This is a genomic window from Renibacterium salmoninarum ATCC 33209, from assembly GCF_000018885.1.
Classification (GTDB): Bacteria; Actinomycetota; Actinomycetes; order Actinomycetales; family Micrococcaceae; genus Renibacterium; species Renibacterium salmoninarum.
This window is the reverse complement of the sequence record NC_010168.1, coordinates 485,244-500,346: the sequence shown is the minus strand read 5'-3', so window position 1 is coordinate 500,346 and position 15,103 is coordinate 485,244. Positions and strand designations below refer to the sequence as shown.

13 protein-coding genes and 4 pseudogenes are annotated in these 15,103 nt (G+C 55.3%); 14 read left to right on the top strand and 3 right to left on the bottom strand.

The window, feature by feature from the left end; all coding sequences use genetic code 11:
* Positions 1–17 precede the first annotated feature (17 nt).
* The gene (locus RSAL33209_RS02515) at positions 18–788 is read left to right on the top strand and encodes a 3-oxoacyl-ACP reductase (protein WP_041685053.1); all 771 of its coding nucleotides are present in this window, start codon (positions 18–20) and stop codon (positions 786–788) included.
* A 43-nt stretch (positions 789–831) separates the two neighbouring features.
* On the opposite strand, the gene RSAL33209_RS02510 is transcribed toward RSAL33209_RS02515, so the two are convergent.
* Positions 832–2,814, bottom strand: coding sequence for an outer membrane protein assembly factor BamB family protein (locus RSAL33209_RS02510; protein WP_012244048.1), 1,983 nt, complete (start codon positions 2,812–2,814; stop codon positions 832–834).
* 120 nt (positions 2,815–2,934) lie between these two features.
* Here RSAL33209_RS02510 and RSAL33209_RS02505 point away from each other — a divergent pair, with 120 nt between their 5' ends.
* From RSAL33209_RS02505 to RSAL33209_RS02500, 3 genes are all read left to right on the top strand, one after another.
* Complete coding sequence (locus tag RSAL33209_RS02505) at positions 2,935–3,840, top strand: substrate-binding domain-containing protein (RefSeq protein ID WP_233494255.1); 906 nt, start codon at positions 2,935–2,937, stop codon at positions 3,838–3,840.
* Positions 3,841–4,017: a type 1 periplasmic-binding domain-containing protein gene (locus tag RSAL33209_RS18485; protein WP_012244046.1), complete on the top strand. Its 177-nt coding sequence runs from the start codon at positions 3,841–3,843 to the stop codon at positions 4,015–4,017.
* Positions 4,018–4,153: 136 nt separating this feature from the next.
* Entirely contained in the window at positions 4,154–4,735 is a 582-nt protein-coding gene (locus RSAL33209_RS02500; protein WP_080503739.1) for an ABC transporter substrate-binding protein, read from the top strand.
* Here RSAL33209_RS02500 and RSAL33209_RS16835 read toward each other — a convergent pair.
* Together RSAL33209_RS16835 and RSAL33209_RS02485 are read right to left on the bottom strand one after the other, a co-directional pair.
* A pseudogene (locus RSAL33209_RS16835) lies at positions 4,725–6,020 on the bottom strand (IS3 family transposase). The gene RSAL33209_RS02500 and the pseudogene RSAL33209_RS16835 overlap by 11 nt on opposite strands.
* A gap of 47 nt (positions 6,021–6,067) precedes the next feature.
* A complete protein-coding gene (locus tag RSAL33209_RS02485; RefSeq protein ID WP_169305776.1) occupies positions 6,068–6,655 on the bottom strand; it encodes a sugar-binding domain-containing protein in 588 nt (195 codons plus the stop codon).
* 177 nt (positions 6,656–6,832) lie between these two features.
* Here RSAL33209_RS02485 and RSAL33209_RS18480 point away from each other — a divergent pair, with 177 nt between their 5' ends.
* From RSAL33209_RS18480 to RSAL33209_RS16830, 10 genes and pseudogenes are all read left to right on the top strand, one after another.
* Complete coding sequence (locus RSAL33209_RS18480) at positions 6,833–7,282, top strand: extracellular solute-binding protein (protein ID WP_233494254.1); 450 nt, start codon at positions 6,833–6,835, stop codon at positions 7,280–7,282.
* Positions 7,183–8,235, top strand: coding sequence for an ABC transporter substrate-binding protein (locus tag RSAL33209_RS02480; RefSeq protein ID WP_233494253.1), 1,053 nt, complete (start codon positions 7,183–7,185; stop codon positions 8,233–8,235). Before RSAL33209_RS18480 ends, RSAL33209_RS02480 begins: the two co-directional genes overlap by 100 nt.
* Positions 8,236–8,697: 462 nt before the next feature.
* Positions 8,698–8,868, top strand: coding sequence for a hypothetical protein (locus RSAL33209_RS19495; protein ID WP_325051566.1), 171 nt, complete (start codon positions 8,698–8,700; stop codon positions 8,866–8,868).
* A 4-nt stretch (positions 8,869–8,872) separates the two neighbouring features.
* Positions 8,873–9,205 carry a carbohydrate ABC transporter permease gene (locus RSAL33209_RS19490; protein WP_012244037.1) on the top strand — a complete coding sequence of 111 codons (333 nt, stop codon included), beginning with the start codon at positions 8,873–8,875 and terminating at the stop codon, positions 9,203–9,205.
* Positions 9,202–10,076 (top strand): annotated as a pseudogene (locus tag RSAL33209_RS02470) (carbohydrate ABC transporter permease). Before RSAL33209_RS19490 ends, RSAL33209_RS02470 begins: the two are co-directional and overlap by 4 nt.
* Before the next feature lie 627 nt (positions 10,077–10,703).
* Positions 10,704–11,378 carry a TetR family transcriptional regulator gene (locus RSAL33209_RS02465; protein ID WP_012244034.1) on the top strand — a complete coding sequence of 225 codons (675 nt, stop codon included), beginning with the start codon at positions 10,704–10,706 and terminating at the stop codon, positions 11,376–11,378.
* A 56-nt stretch (positions 11,379–11,434) separates the two neighbouring features.
* Positions 11,435–11,734 (top strand): metal-sensitive transcriptional regulator, encoded by a 300-nt coding sequence (locus tag RSAL33209_RS02460; RefSeq protein WP_041684325.1) that lies wholly within the window; start codon positions 11,435–11,437, stop codon positions 11,732–11,734.
* 8 nt (positions 11,735–11,742) lie between these two features.
* Positions 11,743–11,973, top strand: a complete 231-nt coding sequence (locus RSAL33209_RS02455) for a heavy-metal-associated domain-containing protein (protein WP_012244032.1) — start codon at positions 11,743–11,745, stop codon at positions 11,971–11,973.
* 134 nt (positions 11,974–12,107) lie between these two features.
* Positions 12,108–13,643: pseudogene (locus tag RSAL33209_RS02450) on the top strand (heavy metal translocating P-type ATPase); the annotation flags it as partial.
* 50 nt (positions 13,644–13,693) lie between these two features.
* Positions 13,694–14,959 (top strand): annotated as a pseudogene (locus RSAL33209_RS16830) (IS3 family transposase).
* Positions 14,960–15,103 lie beyond the last annotated feature (144 nt).

The following is a 15,103-nucleotide window of genomic DNA, read 5'->3' as shown; positions in this document are numbered from 1 at the left end:
AGAAATTGGTGAAGGTTATTTCAAATCGGCTGGAAGGCCGTGCGGCAGTAATTACTGGCGGTGCTAGCGGAATTGGCTTGGCGACGGCAAGACGGTTGGCTGCGGAGGGTGCCAATGTTGTTATCGCGGATATTTGCCGAGACGAGATTGGCCAGGCCGCCGCTGACGAGGTGGGCGGTATCTTTGTACGCACTGACGTGACTAGTGAAGACGACGTCAAGAACATGTTCGCCGTGTGTGTGCAGACTTACGGCTCACTGGATATTTCCTTCCACAATGCCGGTATTTCGCCGCCCGAAGATGCCTCGATTTTAGACACCGGGCTGGAAGCTTGGCGACGGGTTCAGGACGTCAACCTGACCAGTGTCTATTTGTGCTGCAAATACGCATTGCCGTACATGCTGGAACAAGGCAAGGGATCGATCATCAATACCGCCTCCTTTGTTGCCGTGATGGGGGCCGCCACCTCGCAGATTTCTTATTCAGCATCTAAGGGTGGCGTGCTTTCGATGTCGCGTGAACTAGGTGTGGAATTCGCACGATCTGGTGTCAGAGTAAATGCGCTGTGCCCGGGGCCGGTCAATACGCCGTTGCTCAAAGAGCTCTTTGCCAAGGATCCGGAGAAAGCGCAACGTCGACTGGTGCATGTGCCACTGGGTCGGTTTGCGGAGCCGGAAGAGATGGCAGCCGCCGTGGCGTTCCTCGCGTCGGATGATTCTTCGTTCATTACGGCCAGCGAATTTCTGGTCGACGGCGGAATCTCCGGAGCGTATGTGACGCCAGTCTGATTTCTCAATGTCACTCACTTTGCACCTGCCAATGATGGAAGGACTAAATCCGGTCGTCGATCTGCACCAGATCGCTGCCCCGGATCGTGTACAACAGACCGTCGTCGTCAGCGCTAATGTGTGGGCCGCTGTACCAAGCGCCATTGATGCTCGGGACGACCACCGAGACCGCGAACGTCTCCGGATCGACTCGAAAGACCGTGCTGTCTGAGACGCCGTAGACCACGCCTTGGCTGACGGTCAAGGCCCCGAAGTCAGTGCACACCGCACTTAGCTCAGCAGTATGCACTAGTTCGCGAGTGGCCAGGTCGATCACGAAGAGGCCAGCGGCTCTGCGTGACATGCCAAAAAGATGGTTGCCCGAAGTTGCCAGGGCAGCAACGCCCACGCCCTGGTCAGGGTCCAGGCGCCACAATTCCTGGTTGCCAGCTGGGTCCCAGGCGACGACGGTGCTGCGCGGACCGGTGGCGTAAATATTGTCGCCGCCAAGATACGCAACGCCGTCCGCACTTGCTACCGCACGAACCATCTGAAGGTTATCGATGGGATTGACTTTCGTGACGACCTTGCCAGTCACCGGACTGTAAGCGGCAAGACAGCCGCCGCCTGCAGTGTCATTTTGAGTTCCGGAAATGATGAGTTTGTTGACCGGATCCCAACAGATGTCCAGCGGTCGATTTTGCCCGGCTGGCAGCACAGCCACTTGGCTCATTGGCTGATTGCTGCTGGGGTTGTAACTGCAGATTCCGCGCGAGTTGTACTGGCCCGTATAAAGGATGCCATCGACGACGACGGCGGCCTTCGCTTCGCCAGTGGAACGAAGGTTGCTCCTTTGCCCTGAGGCAAGTTGCCGCCGAGTCCCGCTTCCGGTACCGCCAACGTAAACATCGCCAGCGCCGGCGGCCAAACCCATGCAAAGTTGCGGTCCACATGGCGCGCCAGCAGTATCAAGATCGTGCGTCTGAGCGGACTTTGTTGTCGGGTTGATATCAAGCACGCTGTAGTCCGAAACTGCGATTACCTGGTCGGCATAGACATCCAGTCCCCACATGGCGCCGACGTCGTCGGCGATGACTTGACTGATTTGCTTTGTGTCCAGGTCATAAGCCCATACGCCGGGCTCCTTGGCAAAGAAGACTTGATTGCCGCGTTGGCGGAACATGGTGCCAGTTTTGGGCACAATCGTGTACTTTGACGAGTCGCTGAGGCTGATCAATACCGATTTTCCGGGACCTTTCACCCCAACTCCAAGCAACCCGTCCAAAATGCTGAGCGAGGTGACCGAGACTCCAGTAGCCAGTTCGGAAGGCAAGATGTTCGTCGCTGTCTTTGAGCTGCGGTCGAAGGCGAACAGACGCGCCGGGCTGGCACCATTGCCGCCACCGAGGGTGCTTCCAGTACCGAAATACACTATGTTGCCGGTGGCGGCCACGGACTGCGCAATAGTGGCGCCAGGGTCCGGTACACCCCAGCTCGTCACGGCTTCTGTGGCTGGATCGTATTCCCACAGTGACGGCGCTATTGACGTTTGACCGCCGCCGGCCAAATAGACCTTGCCATCGGGTGCCACGGCTAGTGCGCGAATGTCCCGATCACCGGTCTCGCCGACGCCGATGGCGGCTTGGTCAGGCGTGCTCAGGTCCCAGCGATAAAGGTTCGGCTTTCCGTCCATTCCATCTCGAAGTACGCCTGCGTATAAATAACGTCCGGAAGCATCCGGGGCCATCGCCTGGATGCTGTACCCCGAGCCTAGATCAGTTCGCGAGGTGATGCGCTGGCTTGGCAGGTGGAAACCGATAATGCGGGGCGGGTTGAGGTTTCGCGAGCCAATGTAGACGGTATTGCCGACGAGCAGTCCGCTCATCAGCGAGAACTGGACCACTGCTGGCCCAAGGTCTGTGATCTTTGGTCTACGAACGGCGAGCGGACTCGCGTTAGCAGATGCGGTGCTAGCAAAAGCTAAAGCAAGAGCGCCCAAGCCGCCGGTCTGAAAAAGTCGGCGCCGGTTGAGATTAATGTGCGTCATCGAAAATCTCCTCGTTGAGTTTTCTTTGCCTCGGTAATCAGCTGACCTGATTACCGACAATAATCTTGATGTCGTGCACAATGAACAGAGCGCACAGAAGTGAACACAAGGAGTCAGGCAATGTTGACCAAGGACCGGCAGAATCAGATCCTCCATGAGCTAGCAATACATGGTTCGTTGAATGCTGCGGATTTTGCCCGAAAAGTTGGCACCTCGGCAATGACTGTGCGGCGTGATTTGGCGCTTCTTGACGAACAGGGTTTGCTGCAACGTGTGCACGGCGGTGCCGTAGTGAACGCAGAACGCAAGATAACTGCAGAAACGCGAGTCGCTGCCAGGGTGCGTCCCGTGGTCACTATCGGGATGGTGGTTCCGACTACTAGGTACTACTTTCCCGGGATTATCCGGGGAGCTGAGGCCGCTGCTCAAGAACTGGGAGTTCGACTAGTCCTCGGCGTATCCAACTATTCCGAGTCCGAAGAACAGCGCCACATTCAGCGGCTGCTTAGCAGCAAGGTTGACGGTTTATTGGTGACACCGAGCGGTGAGTCTTGGGCGGACACGGAAACCTTGGCCCGGTTGGTCACCGCTAACGTGCCAGTTGTTGTCGTCGAACGCTCTATTGATGATGTTTTGGATGCTGGACAGCTTGAATCGGTGCGGAGCGACCATAGCCAGGGCGCTGAGATTGCGGTAACCCATCTGCTTTCCCTGGGTCACACGAAGATCGCATTGTGTTTACGTGAAAGTAGCCCAACTGCCTCGGCCATCACGGCAGGGTACCGCCGAGCTCTCAGGAAAGTTAGCCTACGTCCGCAAGCTGAATTGAGCACGATGACCCAAGATGTCACTGACCCGGAGGCACAGCAGCGGCAGATGACTGAAACGCTCGACGGGTTTATTGGGGCCGGCGCCACTGCTGCAATTGTGCACAATGACGAGGACGCACTGATGTTCGCTGATTTATGTGAATCACGAGGATTGCGAGTTCCAGATGACTTAGCGCTTTTGGCTTATGACGACTAGGTGGCTTCCTTTGCCGCGGTGCCGTTGAGCGCTATTGCGCCACCAAAGTTCGACGTCGGCTATCTCGCGTTGCAAATGTGTGTGAATCGCCTAAGCCCGCGCCGCAATTGGCGCCTAGCAGTTCAACGAGTCAGTCTTTCTCCGACCTCGCAAATTCGGGCTTCAACAGCACGGTAGCAGCACTAGTCACAATCACTTTCTGTTCGCATCTGTTCGTTTTGTTTACATTGTTCATTCCTGTCTGTTTGATTGAAATTCATGATGTGGCTGTAGTCATATCAGCACTTCGCATCGGGGATTTCAAAGGAGAACAATGAGGCGTCGCAAACTGCTTATCGGAGCTGTGGTCTTGACCGGCAGCGCGTTGCTGCTTGCCGGCTGTGGTTCCGGCTCGGCGGGCAACTCGGCATCAGCCGCGGATCCCAGTGGTGCAATCACTTTCTGGTCACCATTGGCAGGGATGGACAAGGTGGCTGCAGCTTTCAATGCCAGCCAAAGCAAGATCACGGTGAAATTCGAAACCGCGCCAAATGGTGCCAATGGTGGTTACGCCAAGTTATCCACGGCCATTACCGCTGGAAATGGGCCCGATATTGCCACTATTGAATACCCGCAGCTGCCCCAGTTTGTCAGCAATGATCAAATCCAGCCCCTAGATGGCTTGATTGACAAAGCCAACACGGTGGATAAGTTCGCTGACGAGATTCGAAGCATGGTTCAATTTGGCGACAAGACGTACGGACTACCTTACGATGCAGCACCGATGGTGATGTACTACCGCCAAGATCTACTGGGCAAAGCCGGCGTCGGGACGCCCAAGACATGGCAGGAGTTTGAGGAAGCCGGGCAAAAACTGAATCGCCCCGGTGTGTCCGGAGGGTTTCTCAGACGATGAGCCTGTCGGCGGCTGCCGTGCTCTGGTAGTGATTGTAGTAGTGGTTTTCTAGCTCTACTGGTGGGATGTCTCCGCAGTACTGGTAGAGCCTTCGGTGGTTGTACCAATCGACCCATTCAGCGGTGCCGATTTCGACTTCTTCTAGAGTCCGCCAGGGCTTGCCGGGTTTGATCAGCTCGGTCTTATAAAGCCCGTTGATGGTTTCCGCCAAGACGTTGTCGTAACTATCACCCACAGAACCGATCGAGGGGCGGATACCGGCCTGGGCCAGGCGTTCGGTGAAGGCCAAGGAGGCGTATTGAGCCCCGGCATCGTGATGATGAATCACCCCGGAAATCTCAGCCCCGGCCCGTTCACGACTCCAGATTGCCTGATTAACTGCGTTGAGCACTAGCACGGTGTTCATAGAAGCACTCGCTGACCAGCCCAGGATCCTCCGAGAGTAAGCATCGATCACGAAGGCAACATAGACCCACCCGGACCAGGTCGAAACATAGGTGAAATCAGCTACCCATAGCCGATCCGGTGCCGTTGGTGTGAAATCACGGCGGACCAAGTCCTTCGCTCGGGCCGCCTTCGAGTCTTTGATCGTGGTGCGTTTGACCTTGCCACGGACCGCACCCTGTATGCCAAGTAACCCCATGAGCCGTTCTACCGTGCACCTGGCCACCGGCACACCTTCACGGTTCATCGCCAACCAGACTTTCCTGGTGCCGTACACCCCGTAATTAGCGGCATACACCTTCTGGATCACGGGCTTGAGCACCTCATCACGTTGTTCTCGGTGAGATCGTGTTTTATCCACCCATTCGTAGTACGTGGACGGGGTGGTCTTCACCCCGTCCCAGTAAGCACCTGGCAGATCGACTCGACACCCCACCGCAATCCATTATTCTCGCGGTGACCGGCATGGTCCTTGATGTATTTCACGATCAGTGTTGTAGCGGTCGAGTTCGACCGCGAAAAAAGCTGAAGCACTCCGAAGGATCGCGTTCGCCCGTTTCAGCTCAGCGTTCTCACGCCGTAACCGTTTCAGCTCAGCGTTCTCACGCCGTAACCGTTTCAGCTCGGCCGATTCCGTGCTCGTTGTTCCAGTTCTAGTACCAACATCGATCTCGGCTTGCCGGACCCATTTACGCACCGTTTCCGGCACACCCACACCCAAAAGCTGGGCAACTTTTTGCATCGCCGCCCACTCCGAAGACGCACCCTCCATCTCCGCCACCATGCGCACCGCACGATCCTTCAACTCCTGCGGATACCGTGTCGTAGTTTTCCCTGCCATGTCCTGATCCTCTCAAACAAGAAAGTCTCCGGACACACCGGGGCGATTCAGAGTGCCGGCCCCAAAGCACCAATGGCAACGGCAGCTACATCCAGAGAATCAGCTTTAGTGAGCGCATGAGAAATCTCTGGCTGCTGACGTAGTCCAACGGCAGTCTGTGCACTGTCTACGACAAGTGGCGCCCAAAGCGGCCAAACTTTCCCCTCAGAAACCCTACCTAACCGTTGGATCAGCTCTAACGGGTTTGAATTTCCAGTGCCGGGCAGCGCGCCAGCAAGTTGAACTACTTCACATTTTGGCAGCCTGCTGATGTAGCGCGCAGCCACATCCAGCGTGCGGGACCAAGAAACGCCCACCGTCATTCCGGCCCGGGTTACCGTCATGATTTCTTCGGCAACCGCCTGTGCCAGTAGATCTCGCTGCTGAACATCGTCATTGAGCGAACGCACAATCACTACCCGCTGCACACCCAGTTTTTGCGCAAGTAACAACGGATCTGTTGCATCAGCTAGTCCGGGGAATCGCACTTCAATGTGAACGATTCCTTCCTCCCGCGCTTCATCGAGATAACGCGCTACTTGGAATCGTGAAATGCCATAGCGCTGAGCAATATCAACCTTGGACAAGTTGTCCAAGTAATAGTCCTTGCCGATCAACGCGAGAAGCTTCGTGCTCCGGTTGTATTGCTGTCATGGCTCCCTAACGAACGCATGAGCACTCAAGTCTTGCTCAAATGAGCATATATGACTAAAGTCACTTAACAAATGAGCCACCGTGGTTACTCATTTGAGCAAGAACAGGGAAGGTTACCCATGAAGTCCCCCTATCAAGCAGGCTTACGCCGCCGTAGCTTGCCTCGAGCGATCGGTGTAAGCCTGGCAGCACTCATGATCGCCATGGTCGCTTTGACTGGCTGCTCGGCTGATCCAACGGCGAAGACTGAGATTACGGTCGCCATCGTGTCGAATCCGCAGATGAAAGACGCCATCTCGCTACAGGATGACTTCCGCAAGGCGCACCCGAACGTCAACGTGAAGTTTGTTTCGCTTCCGGAAAATGAAGCCCGCGCCAAAATCACGGTATCTGTGGTATCTGTGGCATCTGTGGCAACTGGCGGTGGTGATTTCGACGTTGTGATGATCTCTAACTACGAAACCGAAATGTGGGCAAAAACGGCTGGATCACTAACCTGCAGCCCTATGCAGACAAGACCGCCGGGTACGATCCCAACGATTTCATCCCGACAATCAAGGATGCGCTGAGCTACCAAAACAACCTCTATTCGGTACCTTTTTATGGCGAATCTTCCTTCGTCGCCTACCGCAAAGACCTTTTCGATAAGGCCGGGCTAACCATGCCAGCGAACCCCACCTGGGATGACATAAAAGGCTTCGCTGCGAAACTAAATGACCCAAAAAACGATTTTGCCGGCGTCTGCCTCCGTGGCCTAGCTGGCTGGGGTGAGGTGATGGCGCCGCTGGACACCATGATCAACACCTACGGCGGGCAATGGTTCGACCAGGACTGGAACGCAAAGCTGAATTCCCCACAGGTGAAATCAGCGGTAAGCGATTACGTCAGCTTATTGAACAACTACGGCCAGCCCGGTGTCGCCACCAGCGGCTACGGCGACTGCATCACACGTTATAGCCAAGGCAAAGCTGCCATGTGGTACGACGCCACTGCCATGGTGTCTTCGGTCGAAGATCCAAAGTCTTCGAAGGTCGCCGGGCAAACGGCCTACGCGCCAGCCCCGGTCAAAGATACCAAATCTGCTGGTTGGCTTTACAGCTGGTCACTAGCCATTCCGCAGACTTCCAAGCACAAGGATGCGGCTTGGGACTTCGTCTCCTGGATGACCAACAAGGACTACATCAAATTGGTCGGAAACAATATTGGCTGGGAACGCGTACCTCCTGGCAGCAGGCTGTCTACCTATCAAATCCCGGAATACGCCAAGGTGGCCGCAGCTTATGCGGAGCCAACCCTCAAGGCGATGAACAATGCCTCACAGAGCAACTCGATGGTGCAGAAAGTGCCCTACCCCGGATTGCAGTTCGTGGGAATACCCGAGTTCCAGGATTTGGGCACTCAAGTCGCACAACAGATTTCCGCCGCGATTGCGGGCCAGCAGAGCGTCGATGACGCACTCATTCAAGCTCAGCAATACGCCGAAATTGTCGCGGAATCCTACCAAACAGGAGCCAAAAAATGACGACGGCGGCCCCCACACGTAGAAATGAACGCCTAGGTGCCAAACAAAAAGAAAGTCCAGCGGACCCCGCACTGGAATATTCCAAAGCCGAAGGCTGGCGGCGGCGCGCACCGCTGCTTCCCGCATTAGTCTTCACCATCTTGGTGACGCAGATCCCGTTCCTGCTAACAATTTGGTACTCGCTGCGGAACTGGAATCTACTGCGACCAGATAGTGATCAGTTCGTATTCCTCAAGAACTATGCAGATATCTTTCTCAACTCAACCTTTCGCGGTGCAGCGTTCAATTCAATTCTGATCACGCTCAGCTGCGTTTTCGTGGCAATGATCTTGGGCATCTTTTTAGCAATTTTGTTAGACCGCAGCTTCCGCGGCCGCTCAATTGTGCGCACCCTATTGATAACGCCGTTCCTCGCCGTTCCTCATCATGCCGGCTGCTTCAGCCACCCTGTGGAGCGTTTCGATGCTCAACCCAAGCTTCGGCCTAGTCAACTGGGTGACCTCGCTAGTAGGTATTCCCGCCGTGGACTGGACGTCAAAGTATCCGGTGATTTCAATCCTGATTGCCTTGGTCTGGCAGTTGACGCCCTTCATGATGCTTTTGGTCCTCGCCGGATTGCAAGGCACAACCTAAGGATGTGCTGGAAGCTGCACAGATTGATGGATCCGGATGGTGGAAAAATTTCGCCTTCGTCACACTGCCGCAATTGCGTCGCTACATTGAACTGGGCGTGCTGCTCGGTGCGATTTACGTAGTGAATACCTTCGATCAGATTTACCTGATGACCGCGGGCGGGCCGGGTACGGCAAGCGCCAACCTACCGTTCTACATCTACCAAAGAGCTTTCCTGGGCTTCGACATTGGCCAATCCGCAGCGATGGGCGTAGTCACCGTCATTGCCACGATAGTGATCGCAACATTCGCCTTGCGGTTGATTTTCCGCAGCTTCGACACGAAGGACACGCTATGACCGCCACTCTTACACAGCGTACAAAGGCCGTTGGCCGGGCGGACAATGCTCGCGCCCGGCGGGGCAAAGTTGGCGCTTCAGCACTGACTACCCTCACTTGGCTAGTCGCGTTGATCTTCTTCGCCCCGGTTCTTTGGATGGTGTTGACCGCCTTCAAACAAGAGTCCGACGCCGCGTCCAGCCCGCCAAAATTTATTTTCGCACCAACATTTGACCAGTTTGCCGCGGTGCTCAATGCCGGCGCGGGTAGCTATTTTCTCAACTCGCTCATCGCCACCGGGCTATCCACCGTTTTAGTTATCTTGCTCGCGGTTCCGGCCGCCTACGCCTTGAGTATTAGGCCAGTTAAAAAGACTCAGGATGTGCTATTTTTCTTCATCTCCACCAAGATGCTGCCCGTGGTCGCTGTCATCATGCCGATTTATGTCATCGCCGGCCAACTCAAAGTGCTGGAAAACATTGGCACCTTGATTGTGCTTATACCTCGATGAACTTGCCCATAGCTGTCTGGATGATGCGCTCGTTCTTCCAGGAAGTACCTAGTGAAGTACTAGAAGCTGCCCAAATGGACGGAGCTGGCCTGCTCAAGACTATTCTAACGATTTTGGTTCCGATGGTCGCACCAGGGTTGGCTGCTACCGCGCTAATTTGCGTCATTTTCGCTTGGAATGAGTTTTTCTTTGCGCTCAACTTGACCGCGGCAAATGCCGCGACCGTTCCAGTGTTCCTGGTTTCACAGATGACCAGCGAGGGCTTGTTCTTGGCCAAGCTCTCGGCAGCATCGGTTTTGGCCTCCCTTCCGGTCGTAATAGCTGGTTGGATAGCACAAAAGCAGCTTGTTCGCTGGCTTTCAACGGGTGCAGTCAAATAAAATGGCAATTCTTAATGACTAACTAGTTACCTGAATGGCTATTGCAAATTACTTTAATTGAGCGACAGTTAGTCTCAATGTCATAAAAATAAAATTCCTTTTTAACTCTTTGCAGTAAACATTTTACGCAGTATATTCATATTGCGGGCCTGCAAAGCTAGGTTAAACCACATCCTTTATAATCATAAGGAGTAACAAGGCACACCATTGCTACGCTGTGGCACATCCTCGGGCCCACCGTAACCACGCTGTCTGATTTTGCAATTCGTCTGCTCGCCCGCTTTTGGGGCCTCTAAGCAAAACGAAGATTTAAATGATGCCATTGAGTGGTATCTAGTAATACTTCGCTGTGTGGGTTGTCTGGAATATTCCAGACAACCCACACAGCTTTTTTAAAACGGAACCTGTTCCTCGGTATTCAACGCTATTAATAGGTAGCGCAAATTTGTTAACCACTACGTTAATAGGAGATGGAATACCACCTCCAGGACGTTATCGACGGCGGACGCAGCTACGCTGCCTGATTGCGGACTGCGCCCATTTCAAGATGATGCAATACACCTTGGGGCGTATCCTGGTGACAATGAGGCGGCACAGTAAGTTTGGCTGCCTCAGCAGAAAGGGACCATGCGACAGAACGAGCAATTACCGAAATCCCGGGGCGTCGGCAGACCAGCCATTATGTCCCGGTCCAGCATCGGCGAAGCAGCACTTGCCGAGCTAGATGGGATATCTTCCACCAAGGTCGCGAAGCGTCTTGGTGTAGGTCAAAGCTCGCTTTATCGTCACATTACCGATCGAGCGGACCTAGTTCGCCTCGCCGTTGACTTTGGCCTAGAAAGCCAGCAATGGCCAGAGCCCCACCCAGACTGGCGCGAATACCTGCCCCAGTTTGCAACAGCATTCTGGAATTTTCTCGATGAGCACCCCGGCGCCAGTCAAGAGATCAAGCTCATGCGCCCCTCGCCTAACGGCCTCATCAAAGCCGCGACTAAGATCGCGCAAGATTTGATGGCCTTAGGCTTCAGTGCGGCAGATGCCAATATGGCGGTGGACTTAGTAGGTCATCTGACCATGGACACCATGATCTCAGAAGAGATTTTTCGCGCACGCAGCTCACACGGCGGACTAATTCGCGATGAACATCGCGCTGCCTGGTCAACCCAAAAGGACCCTGCCTTAGCCACCGAGACGTTGCGCGCCATCGACGGTGGTATGTTTCAGCTCCTTTTGGACCGGGTAAAGCTACTCGTTGATGGATTCGAGTTCCGACTCTCCCAGCCTGGTTACCCAGCGAATTAATATACCCCCTAGGGGGTACTCAACTTATACCCCCTAGGGGGTATAAGTTGAGTGTCATGGAACATGGCTATAAAGAAGACAAGCAGGCGTACCTTCGCCGTTTGCGGCGAATCGAAGGCCAAATCCGTGGCATTGCCAGGATGGTCGAAGAGGACAAGTACTGCATCGATATTTTGACGCAGGTGGCCGCGGTGAACAAAGCACTGCATGCCGTAAGTATTGGCCTGCTTCAAGAACATATCGACCACTGCGTCGTTGGCGCTGCGGAAGAATCCAGCCAAACTGGCAATCCAGAAATCGTCAAAGCCAAGGTAGAAGAAGCCACCGCGGCTATTTCTCGCCTATTGCGAAGCTAGGAGCAATTATGAGCACTCAATCAACTACTGTTTCGATTTCCGGGATAACCTGCGGTCACTGCGTCAATTCGGTCACCGAAGAATTGACCGCACTGCCAGCAGTACAAGATGTTTCAGTCGAGTTGAATGCCGGCGGAATTTCGACGGCGACCATCACCTCAACTGCCGCGCTAAGCGTTGCAGAGATCAGCGAAGCCGTAGCGGAGGCGGGATACCTCGTCGTCGCCGATCAGGCCTAATAACTACACCCCCGCTGAAGGGTCCTCCTACTGCGTCCGCCCCGTTGCGAAACTGACGAAACTTTCCCGGCAGATCCTGTTAGAAAGCTTCTTCGGCGCTCATTCGACCCGGACCGGAACATGGAATGGGCAAGATGAAAACAGCAAGAGAACTTACAAAATCCACCGAGACTGCGGGTCGATTCGTCGATCTCGATATTCAGGGCATGACGTGCGCTTCGTGCGTTACCAGGGTGGAGAAGAAGCTCAATCAAATCGACGGCGTGAATGCCGTGGTGAACCTACCGCTGGAATCTGCACGGGTGGAAGTGCCAGCCGGAGTCAGCGACGAAGAGTTAGTTGCCGCAGTCAAAACCACCGGATACAGCGCCAGCGTCAAAGAACCAATGCAGCATGCGCAGCACGAAAATCATATGGACCACGGTGGCAGTGCCAAAGAGCTCTTACCGCGTTTGATCGTCGCCGCAGTGCTAACCGTCCCGGTATTTTTGATCTCCATGATTCCGGCGCTGCGGTTTGCACATTGGGGCTGGTTCGCGGCCGCGCTCACTCTGCCAGTAGCAAGCTGGTCCGCCTGGGGATTTCACAAAGCGGCCGCAGTCAATGCGCGCCATGGTGCCTCCACCATGGATACTTTGGTCTCGATCGGCATTATCGCGGCGTACCTGTTTTCCTTGGGCGAACTCATTGCCAATCCCCTGATGACAGAACACCCAGGGATGGAAAGCATGACCGGGGGTGGTCTCTACTTTGAGGTGGCCGCCGTCGTCACTACCTTTTTACTCTTGGGCCGTTATCTCGAGGCTCGATCCAAGGCCAAGGCTGGCGATGCGCTCAAGGCACTACTCAGCTTGGGTGCCAAAGAAGCGACGGTAATCCGGGATGGCAAAGAGGTGTCAATACCGGCCGAAGACCTCAAGGTAGGCGAACACTTCGTGGTCCGGCCGGGTGAAAAACTTCCGGCCGACGGCCAGATATTAGAAGGTCACTCAGCTATCGACACCTCCCTGGTTACCGGAGAATCGCTACCCGTTGAGGTTGCGCCCGGAGATTCAGTGACTGGCGCGACCATCAACACCTCCGGCCGACTCCTTGTCAGAGCAAGCCGCGTTGGCAGCGAGACTACCTTGGCTCAGATGGGTCGACTAGTCAGTCAGGCGCAGAGCGAGAAGGCGCCAATTGCGCGACTAGCTGACCGGATCAGCGCCGTATTCGTGCCGATCGTACTCGGCATCGCCGTGCTGACATTCGTCTTGTGGTGGATCTTCTCGGGTGACGTACAGGCTGCTTTCGTGGCCGCCGTCGCCGTCTTGGTTATTGCCTGCCCTTGTGCGCTAGGCCTAGCCACACCTGTCGCGCTGTTGACCGGCACTGGGCGTGGCGCGCAACTGGGCATCCTGATCAAGGGGCCACAAGTGCTCGAGGACACCCGAACGGCGAACACCATTGTGTTGGACAAGACCGGAACGGTCACCACTGGCACCTTGGCCGTCCAGGCTGTGCAAAGCTTTGGCATGCCGGAAGCCGAGCTCATTCGGCTCAGCGCTGCCGTGGAACATGGCAGTGAACATCCGGTAGGCAAGGCGATTGTGGCGGTGGCTGGATTGCCTTTAGCCAGGGTGAGCGACTTCCGCGCTACCGCAGGCGGAGGTCTCCAAGGAACCGTACAGTGAATCGCCCCGGTGTGTCCGGAGACTTTCTTGTTTGAGAGGATCAGGACATGGCAGGGAAAACTACGACACGGTATCCGCAGGAGTTGAAGGATCATACGGTGCGCATGGTGGCGGAGATGGAGGGTGCATCTTCGGAGTGGGCGGCGATGCAAAAAGTTGCCCAGCTTTTGGGTGTGGGTGTGCCGGAAACGGTGCGTAAATGGGTCCGGCAAGCCGAGATCGATGTTGGTACTAGAACTGGAACAACGAGCACGGAATCGGCCGAGCTGAAACGGTTACGGCGTGAGAACGCTGAGCTGAAACGGGCGAACGCGATCCTTCGGAGTGCTTCAGCTTTTTTCGCGGTCGAACTCGACCGCCACAACACTGATCGTGAAATACATCAAGGACCATGCCGGTCACCGCGAGAATAATGGATTGCGGTGGGGTGTCGAGTCGATCTGCCAGGTGCTTACTGGGACGGGGTGAAGACCACCCCGTCCACGTACTACGAATGGGTGGATAAAACACGATCTCACCGAGAACAACGTGATGAGGTGCTCAAGCCCGTGATCCAGAAGGTGTATGCCGCTAATTACGGGGTTTACGGCACCAGGAAAGTCTGGTTGGCGATGAACCGTGAAGGTGTGCCGGTGGCCAGGTGCACGGTAGAACGGCTCATGGGGTTACTTGGCATACAGGGTGCGGTCCGTGGCAAGGTCAAACGCACCACGATCAAAGACTCGAAGGCGGCCCGAGCGAAGGACTTGGTCCGCCGTGATTTCACACCAACGGCACCGGATCGGCTATGGGTAGCTGATTTCACCTATGTTTCGACCTGGTCCGGGTGGGTCTATGTTGCCTTCGTGATCGATGCTTACTCTCGGAGGATCCTGGGCTGGTCAGCGAGTGCTTCTATGAACACCGTGCTAGTGCTCAACGCAGTTAATCAGGCAATCTGGAGTCGTGAACGGGCCGGGGCTGAGATTTCCGGGGTGATTCATCATCACGATGCCGGGGCTCAATACGCCTCCTTGGCCTTCACCGAACGCCTGGCCCAGGCCGGTATCCGCCCCTCGATCGGTTCTGTGGGTGATAGTTACGACAACGCCTTGGCGGAAACCATCAACGGGCTTTATAAGACCGAGCTGATCAAACCCGGCAAGCCCTGGCGGACTCTAGAAGAAGTCGAAATCGGCACCGCTGAATGGGCCGATTGGTACAACCACCGAAGGCTCTACCAGTACTGCGGAGACATCCCACCAGTAGAGCTAGAAAACCACTACTACAATCACTACCAGAGCACGGCAGCCGCCGACAGGCTCATCGTCTGAGAAACCCTCCGGACACACCGGAGCGATTCAGTCAGCAAGATTGCCAGTGTGTATAGCTGGGTACTCACCCAAACCCTGGTACCAAATTCAGCTGATACGTGCTGAGCATTAGGGCTGCGTCCCCAATCCCAACGAGTGAAGATG

Bases quoted from the DNA above. Each gene is read 5' to 3' on its own strand.
- RSAL33209_RS02500 (WP_080503739.1), top strand. From the start codon at position 4,154: ATGAGGCGTCGCAAACTGCTTATCGGAGCTGTGGTCTTGACCGGCAGC.
- RSAL33209_RS19495 (WP_325051566.1), top strand. From the start codon at position 8,698: ATGCTCAACCCAAGCTTCGGCCTAGTCAACTGGGTGACCTCGCTAGTA.
- RSAL33209_RS18480 (WP_233494254.1), top strand. From the start codon at position 6,833: ATGAAGTCCCCCTATCAAGCAGGCTTACGCCGCCGTAGCTTGCCTCGA.
- RSAL33209_RS02465 (WP_012244034.1), top strand. From the start codon at position 10,704: ATGCGACAGAACGAGCAATTACCGAAATCCCGGGGCGTCGGCAGACCA.
- RSAL33209_RS02460 (WP_041684325.1), top strand. From the start codon at position 11,435: ATGGAACATGGCTATAAAGAAGACAAGCAGGCGTACCTTCGCCGTTTG.
- RSAL33209_RS02510 (WP_012244048.1), bottom strand. From the start codon at position 2,814: ATGACGCACATTAATCTCAACCGGCGCCGACTTTTTCAGACCGGCGGC.
- RSAL33209_RS02455 (WP_012244032.1), top strand. From the start codon at position 11,743: ATGAGCACTCAATCAACTACTGTTTCGATTTCCGGGATAACCTGCGGT.
- RSAL33209_RS02505 (WP_233494255.1), top strand. From the start codon at position 2,935: ATGTTGACCAAGGACCGGCAGAATCAGATCCTCCATGAGCTAGCAATA.